This window comes from Sphingobacterium sp. UBA1897 (assembly GCF_002337775.1).
Classification (GTDB): domain Bacteria; phylum Bacteroidota; class Bacteroidia; order Sphingobacteriales; family Sphingobacteriaceae; genus Sphingobacterium; species Sphingobacterium siyangense.
Window position 1 is genome coordinate 70,856 of record NZ_DDGR01000002.1, and the last position, 17,035, is coordinate 87,890.

At 42.9% G+C, this 17,035-nt stretch carries 10 protein-coding genes; all 10 read left to right on the plus strand.

Features of this window, described 5'->3' with window-relative positions:
* Positions 1-107 precede the first annotated feature (107 nt).
* The 10 genes from B4N43_RS01755 to B4N43_RS01800 all read left to right on the plus strand — a co-directional run bounded on the left by B4N43_RS01755 (position 108) and on the right by B4N43_RS01800 (position 17,031).
* Positions 108-3,611: a SusC/RagA family TonB-linked outer membrane protein gene (locus B4N43_RS01755; RefSeq protein ID WP_157698395.1), complete on the plus strand. Its 3,504-nt coding sequence runs from the start codon at positions 108-110 to the stop codon at positions 3,609-3,611.
* 17 nt (positions 3,612-3,628) lie between these two features.
* Entirely contained in the window at positions 3,629-5,389 is a 1,761-nt protein-coding gene (locus tag B4N43_RS01760) for a RagB/SusD family nutrient uptake outer membrane protein (RefSeq protein WP_232475706.1), read from the plus strand.
* Between the two features lie 27 nt (positions 5,390-5,416).
* Positions 5,417-8,059 carry an alpha-L-fucosidase gene (locus B4N43_RS01765; RefSeq protein ID WP_088160631.1) on the plus strand — a complete coding sequence of 881 codons (2,643 nt, stop codon included), beginning with the start codon at positions 5,417-5,419 and terminating at the stop codon, positions 8,057-8,059.
* A gap of 59 nt (positions 8,060-8,118) precedes the next feature.
* On the plus strand, positions 8,119-9,054 hold the full coding sequence (locus B4N43_RS01770; RefSeq protein WP_088163478.1) for an SGNH/GDSL hydrolase family protein: 936 nt from the start codon (positions 8,119-8,121) through the stop codon (positions 9,052-9,054).
* Positions 9,055-9,107: 53 nt separating this feature from the next.
* Positions 9,108-10,949 (plus strand): alpha-L-fucosidase, encoded by a 1,842-nt coding sequence (locus tag B4N43_RS01775; protein ID WP_088160632.1) that lies wholly within the window; start codon positions 9,108-9,110, stop codon positions 10,947-10,949.
* 108 nt (positions 10,950-11,057) lie between these two features.
* Positions 11,058-12,341 (plus strand): Gfo/Idh/MocA family protein, encoded by a 1,284-nt coding sequence (locus tag B4N43_RS01780; protein WP_088160633.1) that lies wholly within the window; start codon positions 11,058-11,060, stop codon positions 12,339-12,341.
* Between the two features lie 365 nt (positions 12,342-12,706).
* Positions 12,707-13,102, plus strand: a complete 396-nt coding sequence (locus tag B4N43_RS01785; protein ID WP_088160634.1) for an N-acetyltransferase — start codon at positions 12,707-12,709, stop codon at positions 13,100-13,102.
* Positions 13,092-13,238 carry a hypothetical protein gene (locus B4N43_RS01790; RefSeq protein WP_157698396.1) on the plus strand — a complete coding sequence of 49 codons (147 nt, stop codon included), beginning with the start codon at positions 13,092-13,094 and terminating at the stop codon, positions 13,236-13,238. Before B4N43_RS01785 ends, B4N43_RS01790 begins: the two co-directional genes overlap by 11 nt.
* 2 nt (positions 13,239-13,240) lie before the next feature.
* A complete protein-coding gene (locus B4N43_RS01795; protein WP_088160635.1) occupies positions 13,241-14,251 on the plus strand; it encodes a LacI family DNA-binding transcriptional regulator in 1,011 nt (336 codons plus the stop codon).
* A gap of 194 nt (positions 14,252-14,445) precedes the next feature.
* Entirely contained in the window at positions 14,446-17,031 is a 2,586-nt protein-coding gene (locus tag B4N43_RS01800; protein ID WP_286732451.1) for an alpha-amylase family glycosyl hydrolase, read from the plus strand.
* Positions 17,032-17,035 lie beyond the last annotated feature (4 nt).

The window sequence follows — 17,035 nt, forward strand, 5'->3', positions numbered from 1 at the left end:
TTTTTGATAACCATTTATAAATAACATACAAACCGTACAAACATATGATTTTTTATCCATTTGTTAGGCTACACCCGTGGAGTTTAACTTTACGAAGTATACTGATTATGAAATTGATCGTACTCATTTCTTTACTGACCGCGATGCAGCTGTTTGCAGAGGGAAATGCGCAGACCATAAACTTAACCGCAAAGCATGTTACCTTAAATCAGGTGATGCGCGATATCCAAAAACAGAGTGGTGTTAATTTTTTCTTAACCGGCAAGTCATTGGCTCAGGCACGTTTGTCAGTCAATATACAGCATGCCAAATTGGAAGATGCATTAAATGCTATCGTAGCACCTTTGGATCTGGAGTGGATCAAAAAAGATGAGGTGATCGTGATAAAACCCAAGAGAAATCTGCCAAATACCGAACGCAAAGAAGTCCAGCAGCGGAGCATTGCTGGTAAAGTCGTTAATGGCAAAGGACAAGCCCTGGTAGGAACCACCATTACAGTGAAGGGAGCTAATATTTCTACGGTCACGGACCAGGATGGCAGGTTTACAATTCAGTTACCGGCGGCAAATGGCACTTTGGTATTTTCAAACATAGGCTATCAACGTTTGGAAAAAAGTGTCACTGGAAATGATGAATTAACCATTGTACTTCAGGAGGAGGTAAGTGGTCTGGATGAGGTGGTCGTCGTAGGGTATGGAAGCCAGAAACGCGCAAATGTAATTGGTGCCGTATCAACCGTGAACGGCAGTTCGGTAGAGAATAGGTCAACCTCCACACTTAGCTCTTCATTGGCTGGACTCGCGGCGGGCGTTAACGTACAGGCCGCAACCGGAAAACCAGGTGCAGACGGTGCTAGTATACTGATTCGTGGAAAAGGAACTTTAAACAATACGTCTCCCTTGGTTGTGATCGATGGTATTGTCGGATCTATGGATGCCGTTAATCCCAATGATGTGGAGTCAATTTCGATTTTAAAAGATGCGGCAACAGCAGCGATCTATGGATCCTTGGGGTCGAATGGCGTTATCTTAATTACGACAAAAAAGGGAGCCAAGGGAAAAAATAATGTGTCTTATACGGGCATGGTTTCGCTGTTGCGCCCCAATAATGTACCCGAATTTATTACCGATTACGCACAACATATGCGCCTTGTTAATGAAGGCTTCAAAAATTTAGGGCAAGCGGCTGTTTATACCGATGCAACAATCAACCTCTGGGAAGAAGCGAAGAAAAATCCAACAGGGTTAACAGAATTTGGTATTCCCAATGAAGTCGCTTATCCAAATACCAATTGGGGCGATGTGCTTTTTGGACAACGCAAACTTTTACAAAATCACAATCTTTCTCTAAATGGTGGCAGTGAGCAAACGCAATACCTCTTTTCAGTGGGCTATTTCAACAATCCGGGGACGATGCCCGAAACTGGAGCAGACAAGATACGTCTGCGTATTAACTTACAGTCTAAAGTTGCCAAGTTTTTAACTGTGGGTACCCAGACCTTTGGCGATATGCAGAATTTGAGTGTCGCCGATGTGGTCACAGCATATTCTTACCTGACCCAAACCGTGCCAGGAGTTTATCCTTTCTACAACGGGGTCTATGGTTTCCCGGCTGCGGCCGAAGAATCGGCTACTGCAAACAATGCCCTGGCTTTTCTAAATGGGATGGGTGGAAAGAACCAGGTCAATCGATTCAATACCACAATATTTGCGAAGTTAAATCTCATGAAAGGCTTGGAGTTTGAATCCAGGGTAAATTATAACCATGCCTATACCGAAACGAATTCGCATCAGGTGCCTTATGAGAAATGGAATTTTGCAACCAACAAATTAAGTACTGCGGCGCTGTCTGCGGGACAAATAACCACCCAGTATGGGTTAACCAAGAGCTACAATGTGATCGTTGATAATGTATTGCGTTATTCAGGATCTTTTGGTAAACACGATGTGGGCGGCATCTTGGGGTATAATGAACAGTATTTTAACCAATATAATATCGGAGCGGCCAAACTTGGGCTTGTGCATCCAGACCTGACAACATTTAATTCGGCGACGACAATGAGTTCCATTACCGGTGATGAGCTTGACTACGGTTTGCGGTCCTTTTTTGGTCGTGCAAATTATGCTTACGCTAATAAATACCTTGCGGAAGCGGTGGTACGGTACGATGGATCATCTCGATTTGGAACCGCCAAACGCTGGGGGCTCTTTCCGGCATTCTCTGCGGGATGGCGTATTTCGGAAGAATCTTTTATGAGTCCACTCAAAGCTTTTGTGAATGACTTGCGAATAAGGGCCTCGTGGGGGAAAACCGGAAATAATGCCTCTCCGGGTAATTACGATCATCTTCCCTCGTATGGTACGGTAAACTATTCATTCAATAATCAGGCTGTTCGTGGTTTGGCACAGACTAAACTAGGAAACGATCTTTTACACTGGGAAACGACCACAACAACAAATGTAGGTTTTACAGCCACGGCATTGAAAAATAAATTAACGGTCGAATTTGATGCCTACCGTGCTTATACCGATGGAATCTTATATGTTCCGACCATTCCGGCGACAACTGGAACTGCTACTGCAGCAACCATGAATATTGCCGAAGTTAGCAAGCGGGGGATTGAATTGACGCTGGGATACCAAAATAAAATCAACGGTTTTAACTATGGAATTTCGGCCAACTTTGCCTACAATACCAATCGGGTGGAAAAATATAAAGGAGCATTGTCGGAGGGCTATGTAACGGATGCGGCGGGTAATCGTGTTTACCAGTCCAATATCGGTATGGTTTCCAACGGTGTCAACCAGCGTATTTTAGAAGGGCACGAAATCAATGAATTTTACTTGTACAATGTATACCGAGGTTCGGGAAGCCATTTTTTAGCGGATGGTTCTGTCGATAAAAATGGAGGGCCACGCGACGGTATGATCCGGACGGAACAGGATATGGAATGGTTGAAGGCTATGGTCGCTGCTGGCTATTCATTTCAGCCTGCCGATGGCATAGACCCTACCAAGATATGGTATGGTGACTTGATCTATTCGGATATGAACGATGATGGTATCTACGGGAACGTCTATGATCAAAAGTTTATGGGCAAAAGAGAAACTCCAGCATTCAATTACGGCCTCAGTATCAATATGGCCTATAAAGGATTTGATGCATCCATGATTTGGTCCGCTTCTTCAGGTATGTCGTATTACTGGAATGAACTCTATCTCAATTCATCCATCGTTGCGCAGGGAAAATCGGTACCGGCATTGGTCGCAAATGACCATTACTATTATAATGCCGCAAATCCTTCCGATCCCAACAACCGGATAGCTGGTTATTATCCACGCTTAAAAGGAGTGACAGATGCACAGAATGGACGTACCAGTGATTATTATTTGTATAACGCTTCTTTTGTGAAACTACGTAACCTACAATTGGGTTATTCGCTTCCAGAAAGCTTGGCAAACCGTCTATCAATTGCAAAATTACGGATCTATTTAGCGGGTGAAAACTTGCTGACATTTACGAAATATCCTGGTTTAGATCCTGAGATAGGTTCAACAACAAATTACCCTTCAATGCGGCAATATTCACTGGGTTTGAATCTTACCTTTTAATTCGAATGACAATGAAAATGATGAAAAAAATAATAGCAATTGTATTGCTAACAAGTATATTGGGTTGCAAAAAAGATCTTTTGGATACCTCCCCATATTCATCGGTCTCCACCGCAACGATGTGGACAACCGACAATTTAACTGATTTAGGGATTGCGGGGATCTATAGTTCCTTTCGACTCTTAATGGGGCATAGCGGACTGATCTCACCTTATGAACTTTATCAGTTTGACCGTTTCTCCTATACTGGGCAGGCACGTTTTGATGAACCCTTATTGACAGGTACCATCACCGCCGGCGATCCATTATTTGTGAATGTTTGGAAGATTCAATATGAAGGTATTCAACGAGCAAACGATGCCTTAAAGAATATTCCCCTAAAGTCACCTTCTACAGCAGAAAAGAAAGCGAAATATATTGCGGAAGCTAAATTTCTACGTGCTTACTTTTATTTTCGGCTCAATCAGCTTTACAAAGGGGTACCCATCTACCTTGAGCCGTTTACTGCAGCCGAAGCCGTCAAAGGACGTAGTTCGGAAGATGATGTCTGGAATCAAATCCTAGCTGATTTGAACGATTGTATCGCAGAAACTAATTTTCCTGATCGTTATCCTGCGGGGAATGCGAATTATGGCCATGCAACAAAGGCGGCAGCTTATGCCTTACGGGGTAAAGTTTATCTTTATCGAAAAGATTGGACAAAAGCTTCGGCAGATTTTCAAAAAGTAAAAGATGCTGGCCACTCACTCTTCGGAGATTATAAAGCTTTGTTTAAAGAAGCTAATGAACAGTGTCCTGAGATGATTTTTTCTATTCAGCATCGGAGTGAATCAGGCTATGGAAATAATATGCAATTGTTTTGTGGTTGGCCCTCGGTCTATTCGCGTGGCTGGAATTATTACATGCCTTCACCACATTTGGTCGATCTCTATGAAAATAACGATGGTTCTAAGTTTGAATGGGATAAAATTATTCCAGGATACAGCAGTCTAACCGAAAATGAAAGGGAGGTGTTTTTTCTGCGCAACAATCTCACGGAGGCCGAGAAAGCTGCTGCAACGTTGAGAGGTGCAAAGATGAGTCTTTACCTACCGCAAGGCAATGAGGAGCGTATAAAAAAAGCCTATGAAAATCGTGATCCCCGTTTGCAGGCCAATGTCGTGACGCCTTATTCGACTTTTAGGGGTGCCTATAATTTTACGAATGTTGAAAGTCTTCAATTTATGCGCTGGCCATTTCGCGGGCAGGCACAGGTAGACGGCGATATTCAGAGCGATACACAGATCAATTTCTTCTATTTCTATCGAAAATTTGTCGCTGAAGGAGTCAATGAGATTGTGGATCGCAATTATGGTCCTATCGATTTTCCGATTTTCCGCTATGCTGATATTTTATTGATGTGGGCCGAGGCCTTGAATGAAGAGGGCAAACTAAATGAAGCTATAGCAAAAGTTAACGAAGTTCGTCAGCGTGCAGGTGTAGCACTTTTAAATGCTAATGCTTCAACTGCCGTCGGTGGGAAGGAAGACTTACGCCTGCGTATTCGTAATGAACGTCGGGTTGAGTTCCCGAATGAGGGAATCAATTACTTTGACGAATTGCGCTGGGGAACCTGGAAAGAGAAGGTGTTTCAAGCAGGCAATGGACGTAAGCAGGTTTGGGGGACAAATGTTGGGAATTATAGCTATAAGGGTGACTTTTTGAACGTATGGCCTATCCCGACCTCAGAAATACAGATGAACGTAAACCTGGTGCAGAACCCAGGTTGGATCGATTAGTTTTATGGATATAAAATGAACCTAAACATGATTTTTTTTAGATATAGCCTATACTTTATTTATTTTTTGAGCCTTTTTCATCCTTTTTTTCTACGTGCGGATACAAGCGATATGGTAAAAAAAGGATTTGATTTGGCTCAGCGACAGTACGCTTTGTTGTATAAAGATCATAGCGATCTGCGTAAGTATCCACGATCGGCAGATCCCAAGGGGAAAACAACTTTTACTGATATCCGGGACTGGACGGGTGGTTTTTGGCCAGGCTGCCTTTGGTATGTCTTTGAGTATACCGGCGAGGATCAGTGGCGGGACGCTGCACTAAAATGGACGAATTCATTACGCCAAAATCAATATAATACGCAGCACCATGATATTGGTTTCGTGATGAACTGTAGTTATGGAAATGCCTATCGGTTAACTGGTGATACTACATTCAAATCAATTTTAATCCAGAGCGCCAAATCGCTATTGACACGTTTCAATCCGAAGGTTGGTGCAATTAAGTCTTGGGATACCTTTTCCTCTTGGGATGGTAAACATACGTATGAATTCCCTGTCATTATCGACAACATGATGAATTTGGAACTTCTTTTTTTAGCTTCCAAATTATCTGGGGATTCTGTTTATCGTAATGCCGCTATTCGACACGCCGAAACGACGCTGAAAAATCAATATCGCGCAGATTACAGTTCTTATCATGTGGTTACCTATGACCCCAATACCGGTGCTGTATTGAGCCGGGAAACGGCACAGGGTTTTTCGGACAATTCAGCTTGGGCTAGAGGGCAAGCCTGGGGATTGTATGGGTTTGTCGTGATGTACCGTGAAACGAAGGACCCTAAGTTTTTACAGGCTGCGCTAAAAATGGCTGAGTTTTATATAAAGCATCCGCGCCTGCCTCAAGATAAGGTGCCACAATGGGACTTCGATGTAAATCAAGCTGGATTTGCCCCAAACTGGAATTATCGTAAAGCAGATTTTGAGACTATTCCACGGGATGCATCGGCAGCGGCGGTCACTGCTTCGGCATTGTTGGAGTTGGTTGACTACATGGGAACTGGACAACAGCAGGAATATTTGGATGTCGCCGAAACGATCTTGCGTTCATTGGGGTCACCGCAGTACTCCAGTGAAGTCGGAGCAAATGGTTTGTTTGTGCTGAAGCATAGTGTGGGCAGTATTCCGCATAAAGGGGAGATTGACGTCCCCTTAGTCTATGCAGATTATTATTATTTAGAAGCATTGACGCGCTGGAATAAGCGAAACTATCAGCTTACGCAATTAATGAACGAATGGCAGGAGATGAATAGACAGAAGGCAAAGGCATTAAAAGATTTTCAGCAGCAGAAATTTGGTCTATTTATCCATTGGGGATTGTATGCTATTCCGGCAGGGGTGTGGAATGGGCAAAAAATGGAAGATTTGGGTAGTCCGAGTGTTGCTGAATGGATTCAACTGGTTGCAAAAATTCCACGGTCTACCTATGCCAAATTAGCGGATCAATTCTCCCCGCAATCTTTCAATGCCGATAGAATAGTTAAAATGGCCAAGGATGCAGGGATGAAGTATCTTGTTGTGACGAGTAAACATCACGACGGATTTGCCCTATATGGTTCAACGGTTAGTTCCTTCAATAGCAAGCAGGCTACGCCCTTTAAACGCGATATCATTCAGGAACTTTATGATGCTTGTCTTCGGTATAAACTCGATTTTGGTATCTATTATTCACAGAATATCGACTGGCGGGATGGTAGCGACGCGCAATATGTGGTAACGAAGGCACAGCATGATCTTGTTCATGCCAAAACCGATGCTTTTGGTGCCAATCTTTGGGATCCCAGTGAAAATTCTTTCGCTTCGTATCTAAACAAAAAAGCAATTCCTCAGGTAAAGGAAATTTTGATGCGGTTTAAACAGCTAAAATATATCTGGTTTGATATGCCGGGACTGATGACTGCAGAACAGAGCTTTCGATTCTATAAAACCGTGTATGATTGTAATCCACGTGTTATTGTCTCCGAGCGAATTGGCAATGGTATGGGCGATTATGCCATTCCTGGAGATAATCGGATTCCTGACTCTTCTGAGCGTTTTACCAGACCTTGGGAAGCCATTGGAACATTCAACCATTCCTGGGGCTATAAATCTTATGACCACGACTGGAAAAATGTGGATGAATTAAGGTATTGGCTCCTTGAAATTGTCAGTAAAGGAGGAAATTATATGCTTAATATTGGACCAGATGCACAAGGAAATGTAGCTACACCTGTAAAGAAAAATCTTGCTATCTTAGGGAAATGGTTGCGGCGCAATGCCGAAGCGGTTTATGGGACATCGCCCTGGACCATTGCGCATGAGGGACCAACAACAGTTCGGATAACAGATACCGAGCAACGGGAAAGGGAAGGATTTAAAGTATCATTTACAGCCTTGGATTTTTGGTTTACACAGAAGAATGATTTTGTATATGCGATGGCTCTTGTAGTACCCAAAGATGGAATCGTCAACATACAGTCCCTGAACCAAAATAAGGCTAAAGTGAAATCAGTGGAAATTTTAGGGGTTGGTCGGATCGATTTCCATCAGGATAACCATGGATTGCAATTGAAATTACCCAAGAAGATACAAAACAGCAGCTTGGGCTATGCGCTAAAAATAAAACTAAGCTAATCCAACTATTAGCTTTATCAATTATAACGATGTTGAATCTATTATTAAATACAAAAAAAATGCGCTTTTTGTCATTATTGCTGTGCTTAAGTTTATGGTATTTGCAAGCGGTTGGGCAGAAAAAAGCTGATAGTTTTGGCTGGAGCGATGGACAAAAAGTACTTTTTTTAGGCAATAGTATTACTTACGCGGGGCAATATGTCGCCATGACCGAGAGCCTATTTCTGAGCAGTCACCCGAAAAGGAAACCTCAGTTTATTAATTCGGGGTTACCAAGTGAGACCGTTTCTGGACTCAGTGAACCGAATCATGCCGATGGAAAATTTCCACGCCCCTGTCTATTTGATCGACTGGACAATGTGCTTGATAAAATCAAACCTGAAGTGGTTTTCGTCTGTTATGGCATGAATGACGGCATTTATCTCCCTTTTGATGCTATCCGTTTTGAAGCCTATAAAAATGGAATTATCCGTCTGCACAAACGTTTGGTCGATCAGGGCGTCAAACGCATCCTATGGATGACACCTCCAGTACATGATGATCCGCAGCTTCGGCTCAATGGCTACAATAAAGTATTAGATCGCTATGCCGAATGGCTTATCGACTATGCCAAAATGCAGTCCTGGGAAGTCATAGATCTGCATTTTCCCATGCGTCGCTACTTGGACGCTAAGATCGAGAAAGACGCTCAGTTTAAACTGGCCGCAGATGGGGTGCACCCCGGAGAGTTGGGGCATTGGCTAATGGCTAAGGAAATAGTACAGCACCTGATGCCTGATTTCCCGATTGAAAGCGCATGGGATGACAATTTGCGCAGTCAACCAAAACTTCGCCAGTTATATACGCTTGTTTTGAAAAGGCAGACGATGATGAAAGACGCATGGCTCACCTATACAGGTCATAAACGACCTGGACTATCCAAGGGAATTCCAGTAGAAGATGCAAGCAAAGCATATGCTGTTATTCAGGATGAAATTAAAGCGTTGGGTTTCTGATCGGCGATAGCTTGCAATCCGAATAAATGAACTTTTATGTATAAATCTATATCATGATGAAAATCAATTTTTTTAAATGGAAGTGTGCAGCAGCTGTGGGAATGTTGCTGTGTATGACCGATGTTGCTATTTCACAGACCAAATCGCCACCGTATGAAGGTGTTGCAGGTTGGCAGGAGACGCAAGATAAACGTATGGAATGGTTTAAAGAGGCCCGTTTTGGGTTATTTATCCATTGGGGATTGTACAGTGCTGCAGGTGGTTCTTTTGAAGGGAAACAATATCCACAACATTATGCCGAATGGATACAAACCTGGGGGAAAATTCCCAGTAAGCAGTATGCCGAAGTACTGAAACCAAAATTTACTTTAGGTTCTTTTGACCCAAAGTCCTGGGCACGCCTTGCGAAAAAAACGGGAATGAAGTATATGGTACTGACCTCCCGACACCACGAAGGCTTTAGCCTGTTCAATAGCCAGCAACCTTATGCTTTGAAAAATGATGTTACGGGTACGGCAAATTTATCGCCGAAAGGAAGAGATCTTTACCGCGAAATTATGGATGCTTTCCGTCAGGAGGGAATGAAAGTAGGAGCTTATTATTCGCTCTTGGATTGGCAGCATCCCGATTCTTATGAAGCTTTTCAGCTGAACCCGAATGTGAATAAGCATCAGCCAGATCATGAACGTTACAAAGCCTATCTCTACGGGCAAATCAAGGAACTTGCACAAAACTATGGGCGGCTGGACGTGCTGTGGCCCGATTTCAGCAGTAAACAGCATGAGGGGGAAGCCTGGGGGACAAAGCATATTTTGACAGACCTGATCAAATGGCAGCCTAATATTATTATCAATAATCGATTTTGGAACGGACTCGAAAATAAGAACGGTGATATCGGAACTCCCGAAAAATATATTCCACCAACAGGTTTGCCGGGTATGTACTGGGAGGTAAGCCATACCATGAATGAAAGTTATGGGTATAGCGCCCATGACCAAAATTGGAAAAGCTTTCCCAAGATCATGCAATTATTTGTGGAAACGGTGAGTAAAGGGGGAAATTTCCTGTTAAATGTCGGACCCGATGGTGACGGAGCCATTCCTGAACCTGCGGTGCGGATTATGGAGCAAATCGGGGAATGGATGAAGGTCAATGGCGAATCTATTTACGGTACCACCGCGAGTCCTTTCCAAGCCTTGGATTGGGGGTATTGTACCCAAAAAAATGGGAAGCTGTATCTGCATGTTTTTGATCGTCCGGCCGATGGAAAAATAAATCTGCCCATCAAAAATAAAGTGACGGCTGTCTACGCCCTAGCTTCACCTAAAATGAACTTAAAATCCACTTTAGAAAACGGAAGACCAGCAATTCCTGTCGATATCTTCGACAATAAGAAAGGACCGAAGGTTATTGTGGTCGAAATCCAGGGAAAGCCAATTGTTGAGGAAAGCCTGACCCAAACACAGGCAGATGGACGTATCGTGATGAACGCAAATAATGCAAAATTACAGGAAGGAAAGGGATTAAAAATTATTGGTGCACATACCCATGATCCAAACCGCCCGAACGCCATTGGTCAATGGAAAGACCTTGCGGATAAAGTTTTTTGGGATATCAAAATTCAAAAACCAGGGAAGTATCGTGTGCTCGTCAATTATCTGGCGAATAGCAAGCAGCACGGAAAAATTGTACTCTCGATACTCGGGCAGCAGATCCAGTGGACATTCGTAGCTGAAAAAGAAGCTAAATTTAAGGAAGTGGCTATGGGGATCATTGAGGTATCCCAGCAAGTAATTGGTGAGCCCAGTGCCAAGGTGATTTTGCAGGCTACAGCCATCGAAGGCGATACTTTGCCAGAGATTGCTTCGATTACTTTGGTTCCTATACAAGAATAAACTATCTTTAAGAAAACCTGAACAAATCATCCATACATAAACCATTTTGCCGCCAAGAAACGGATAAATACGTATAAGGCAAGCAGAAAAATAAACTATCCATAAAGAATGAAAAGAAGAGAATTTATAGCCAAGGGAATTGTGTCCTCTTTGGCTTTTACAATTGTTCCGCGCGTTGTGTTGGGAGGCAATGGATTTCTTGCCCCAAGTGATCGAATCAATCTTGGGTTTATTGGTGTCGGAAAACAATCCTATACCTTGATGAATGGCCTCAATCGCTGCAAGGAAATCGCAAGTCTGGCTGCCTGCGATGTAGACCGTAATAAGTTGGCCGCATTTATTGCTGCGACAACGAAAAAACAAACGGAATTGTCAAAAGCACAGACCGAGATCAAGGCCTATCATCATTATCGGGAACTATTGGATCGGAAAGATATTGATGCTGTTGTCATTGCTACACCCGATCATTGGCATGCGCAGATTGCAGTTGATGCCGCTAAAGCTGGCAAAGATATTTATTGTGAGAAACCCCTTGCATTGACCATTGCCGAAGGTCGTGCCATGGTCGATGCAACCCGAAAATATAAACGTGTATTTCAGACGGGCAGCATGCAGCGTTCTTCCTATAATTTTAGACAGGCAGCAGAACTGGTTCTCAATGGCTATATCGGCAAAATCAAGGAAATCAATGTTTCTGTGGGCGAACCGGTCAAACAATGTGACCTTCCCTCTATGCCAGCCCCCGATTATCTCGATTGGGATATGTGGGTAGGACCTTCACCATATCGGGGTTATAATCCGATATTAAGCCCACCTTTGGAAGATGATAAATGGGCCTGGTGGCGCGGTTACCGCGATTTTGGTGGCGGTTACATCACCGATTGGGGTGCACATATGTTTGACATCGTACAATGGGCCTTGGGTATGGATGAATCGGGCCCTGTTCAGTTTAATCCACCCAAGGAGGCCAACAGCAATAGCGGGCTCTCGTTTAGCTATGCTAATGGCGTTCGGGTAAACCATGTGCAGTGGGGAGTACATAATGCGATCCAATTTATTGGTGCAAAAGGTAAGATTGAAGTAAGCCGCGAATTTATCCGCTCGAATCCAGAAAATCTGGCGAATCTTAAACTGACTTCTTCTGATCGTCGTTTGTATTATAGTGATAATCACTATCAGGACTGGGTTGATGCGATCAAAAAAAGAAGTAAGCCTATCTGTGATGTTGAAATAGGTCACCGGACGAGCTCAGTGTGCAATGCCATCAATATTGCGTATGAACTTCAAAAGGATTTAAAATGGAATCCACAAAAAGAACAGTTCGACAATGACTATGCTAATCTCATGCGCAGTCGCCCTTATCGCGGGGAATGGGATTTTAGAAAGTTCTAGTCTTTAAGACAAGTTTTCGATACAGACCTGACAAGATTTTTTTGTCAGGTCTGTATGTTTATTGATCAATAAATCCACAACAATTTAGTGCCGAAGAATCTTATTTTCGACAATAACTAGTGATAGAAATCGAATTGCCTACTTGACAAGTTTGAACTCCTATTTTCTTATGGTCACCTTCGCTATTTACTCGTTTTATAAACGGATCTTACTCGGAGTTTAGTCGGTATTTATTCGCTAACAACCGAAGAAGTACCGAACAAGCACCGAGCAAGTACCGAAGAAGCACCGAACAAGCATCGAACAAAGTTATAACTAAGCCCGAAAAAGGTATCAAGTAAAACTAATTTTTTGACAGGCCGAAATTGGCATTCGAAGTTGCTACGAATCAGTCCTATTTAATCGAAATTACTCCTGTTGTGACAAGTGATTTCAAAAACTTACCCGCAGGTAGGTATTTCTTCAATTGGGATGAAGAAGCTACTTTTGAAATATTCAAATTGACGATTAAAGGGAAAGACGATATATTGGGCTTGATTTCATTTGAAAGAATTTCAAAGGAGATGCGAATCCATGTGAGGTTATTAACCGCATCAGTAGAAAATGTAGGGGCAGCTAAAATAGACGACTCCTTACGACCCAAAACCCAGATCGCACAGCATTATATCGACAAATATAAAATAAATATTACCGGAATGACACGTAGTTTAGAGATTCCGGAGATTTTTGAGTTGATTGAATTTTATGACCATGATAACTAAAAAAGCAAAGCTCTTGGATACGGTCGAATATGGTATGAGTCGAGAAGAACTTGAAAAGAAAATTTGCTATTCTGGACAGATAATTGCTTTATTTGTATCCAACAATTATTACATTCGAACAGCAAAGGGAATCTAGATATGTCGCAATTAACAATAGTAGATCTGGCCAAAAAACTCGGCTTGTCAAAATCGACCGTTTCCCGTGCATTTCGGGATAACGTGGACATTAATCCAGCGACAAAAGCTCGGATTTTGGCTATGGCCGAAGAAATCGGTTTTTCGCCAAATGTTTATGCGAGTAGTCTAAAGGCAAATAAAAGTCTGACCATTGCGATTATTATTCCCGAATTTGGCAATAAGTTTTTCTCGCAAGCCATCAAAGGAATTGAGGCTGTGGCGCGCTCCAAGGGTTATCATACCTTAATTTATGTGACGGATCATCAGGTGCAAAATGAAGCCTCAATCGTACGTTCACTGGCCAATGGACGAGTGGATGGCGTTATCATTTCGGCTTCGGGTGAGGGTAAAGACCATTCGCATTTACAACTTTTGGCAGAGCGCGGTATTCCGGTCATGTTTTTTGACCGTGCATACGACGATTGGAAGGGGGGGTATATTACGGGTAATGACTTCGATTCGGCTTACCTGGCAACCAAACACCTGATCGATAATGCCTGTAAGCGGATCGCTTATCTTGCAATCAATCCGAATGTTTCCATCGGAAAGGTGCGTAAAGATGGTTACGAAAAGGCCTTGCAGGAAGTGGGGATCCCGATTAGACCGGAGCTTATTTTGGATACGGTGAATGATGCCGATCAGAATATGAAAGATATTGCCGACCTGATCGAACAGGAGAAACCCGATGCCATATTTGCCTCGGTAGAACGTCTTGCTATTTCGAGTATACGGGTGGCCAAACAGCTCGAAATTCGTATTCCGGAAGATCTTAAAATCATTTGTTTTTCTTGTTTGGATATTGCCGATCTGATTGACCCGGCGCTGAGCGTAGTGAAACAACCAGCCTATGAAATGGGGCAATTAGTAACAAAATACCTATTGGATAAGATGGAAGACCCCGAAAATACTAAGTTTGCTAATTCGGTTTACCTTGATTCCCAGCTTATTTTTCAAAAATCTAGCCTGAAATAAGAAAAAAAATATTTGTTTTTTGTAATCCCATTATTTAGCTTTGAATACTTTCGGGAACATTCCCGAAAGTATTTAAATAATCAATTTGTATAAAATATTGGATAGGGGAATCCAGCAATCGCCATAAGCGATTTCTTTTTACCTTGATTTCGGGAACGTTCCCAATTTCAGATTCCAAGTAAAGCTAATTATCGATGGGGAAGCATATCTCTCGTTTAATAGGGTATCTCTGGGTGATTGTCCTATTATCATCATGTGCAAATAAGAAAGATATCGTGGATGTCGAGCAACCTCCTGTTATAGAACAGCAGGGATCTGGTTTGCTCAATCTTTCCGACCCATTTATCTACTGGGATCAGGAAATTACTATTCAATTTGATTTTTCGAAAGGAAATGCGGCTTTAAAAGGAAGCACTACCGACCTGTACCTACACGCCGGATTGATTCCTGTCAATGGGGGCAGCTGGCAACATGTAGCAACAGATTGGTCTAAAAATGATAATGCCTATAAACTTAAATTTGTTTCTGCTGGTTTATATTCATTCACATTTACCCCCTCCAAATTTTTTAACCTGACTAATGGCGGAGAATTTGGTCAGATGGCACTTTTAGTCCGCAATGGTGATGGGTCGCTGGTCCAACGAAACAAAAATAATTCAGATCTATTTCTTCCTCTTGTAACGAGCAATACACAGGCCATTCGTTTTGTTTCGCCTACGCTGCAACCCACAGATCCAATTACCCTGGAACAGATGTACACCGTTGGGGATAATCTGAAGCTAAAAGTACAGGCAACGCAGTCCGGGAAAATCAGTATCTGGGATAATGGTTTATTGCTTGCTGAATCTTCTGCGGTACCGTCATTAGAAAAATCGCTCAGCCTACAGAGCAATGGCCTGCACGAGCTTGAAGCACGTCTTGAGGCTGGGGGCAAAATATATTTCAGTAAAGCACAGTTATTTGTGCAATCAAAACCTACCATCGCCGCACTCCCGATCGGCATCAATCCAAACGGAACAACGATAAACAGGGAAAAAGGGGAGGTCAGTTTTGCGCTCACAGCGCCATTAAAAACGAGTGTGTATGTCTTGGGCGATTTTAATAACTATAAAGCGTTACCAGCCTATGCGATGAGCCAGACACCAGATGGCAAAACCTGGTGGGTTACCGTATCGAATCTGGATTTCTCTAAAAAACAGACTTATCAGTTTTTGGTGGACGGTCAGCTGAATATCGCCGACCCCTATGCTGAGCTGATTCTTGATCCGCAAAACGACGCGGCACTCGGACTGACCGCGGCGGCTGTACCCACTTATCCCGCTGCTGCGCAGGGAGTAGTTGGTGTATTGGATCTTCCAGCCAAGTCTTACTCATGGAAAACCACGCTATTTAATAAGCCAGCTCAAGGTGATTTAGTTATTTACGAACTCTTGGTCCGTGATTTTATCAAACAACATCAATATACCACATTGAAAGACTCTTTGCCTTATTTAAAACGGCTGGGTGTAAATGCGGTCGAGCTTATGCCTGTACAGGAATCGGAGGGGAATTCGACCTGGGGTTATAATCCTTCTTTCCACCGCGCTTTGGATAAATATTATGGTTTGAAAAATGACTTGAAAGCCTACGTAGACGCTTGTCATGAAAATGGTATTGCCGTGATTTTGGATGTTGTTTTTAATCATGCTTTTGGTCAATCCCCGCTAGTACAGCTTTATTTTGAGCAGGGCAACGTAGCTGGCAATAGCCCTTGGTTCAATACGGTTGCCAAGCATCCGTTCAATGTTGGCTTTGACTTTAACCACGAAAGTAGTTACACACAGACTTTTGTTAAGGATGTATTGACCTATTGGATGCGGGAGTACAAGATTGATGGGTTTCGATTTGACTTGTCTAAAGGGTTTACACAGAAAAATTCGGGTACTTCAGAAAGTGATTTAAGTGCATGGAATGCTTACGATGCGTCACGTGTGGCTATCTTGAAGCAATACCAGCAGCATATTCGCAGCATCGATCCCTCGTGTTATATTATTCTCGAACATCTTGGCGGAGATCAGGAAGAGGCCGAACTTGCACAATCGGGGATGTTGCTATGGAACAACATGAATGCGGTCTTCAATGAGGCCGCAATGGGCTGGAATGCCAACAACGGCTCGGATTTAGGCAGATTATTCCCTTCGAGCCATGGCATGACACAACCTTCGTTTGTGTCTTATATGGAAAGTCATGACGAACAGCGGCTGCTGTTCAAATGCCTGAATTACGGCAATTCGTCAGGTAGTTATAACATCAAGAACCTCAGCACGGCATTAAAACGTATGGAACAGGCCGCCGTGTTTTTATTGGCTTCGCCCGGGCCTAAGATGATCTGGCAGTTTGGTGAATACGGCTATGATGTATCTATCGATGAAAATGGACGCACAGGCGAAAAACCATTGTTGTGGAGTTATCTACAACAAGATGATCGCAAAAAACTCTTTGAGACCTACGCCAAACTCACGCGTTTCAAAACCAAAAATAGCATTTTCCAAAACGGGACGATTATGACATCGGCTATGAAAGATGCCGTTAAATATTTTGTTCTCGAAAAGGAGGGACAACAAGTAGGGGTACTTGGCAATTTTGGTGTAGAAAGTGTGGACTTTGCCTTGCCAGCAGCGTTGCAGGGGCAGTGGGTCGATAATTTTACAGGAAAAGAGCTCAATTGGTCTGGCCAGTCAAAATTGAGTCTCCTACCCGGGCAGTACCAATTGATAAGCAAAACAAAACTAAATAAATAAACAG

Coding starts and splice junctions, on each gene's coding strand:
- B4N43_RS01755 (WP_157698395.1), top strand. CDS start 108: ATGAAATTGATCGTACTCATTTCTTTACTGACCGCGATGCAGCTGTTT.
- B4N43_RS01760 (WP_232475706.1), top strand. CDS start 3,629: ATGATGAAAAAAATAATAGCAATTGTATTGCTAACAAGTATATTGGGT.
- B4N43_RS01765 (WP_088160631.1), top strand. CDS start 5,417: ATGATTTTTTTTAGATATAGCCTATACTTTATTTATTTTTTGAGCCTT.
- B4N43_RS01770 (WP_088163478.1), top strand. CDS start 8,119: ATGCGCTTTTTGTCATTATTGCTGTGCTTAAGTTTATGGTATTTGCAA.
- B4N43_RS01775 (WP_088160632.1), top strand. CDS start 9,108: ATGATGAAAATCAATTTTTTTAAATGGAAGTGTGCAGCAGCTGTGGGA.
- B4N43_RS01780 (WP_088160633.1), top strand. CDS start 11,058: ATGAAAAGAAGAGAATTTATAGCCAAGGGAATTGTGTCCTCTTTGGCT.
- B4N43_RS01790 (WP_157698396.1), top strand. CDS start 13,092: ATGATAACTAAAAAAGCAAAGCTCTTGGATACGGTCGAATATGGTATG.
- B4N43_RS01795 (WP_088160635.1), top strand. CDS start 13,241: ATGTCGCAATTAACAATAGTAGATCTGGCCAAAAAACTCGGCTTGTCA.
- B4N43_RS01800 (WP_286732451.1), top strand. CDS start 14,446: ATGGGGAAGCATATCTCTCGTTTAATAGGGTATCTCTGGGTGATTGTC.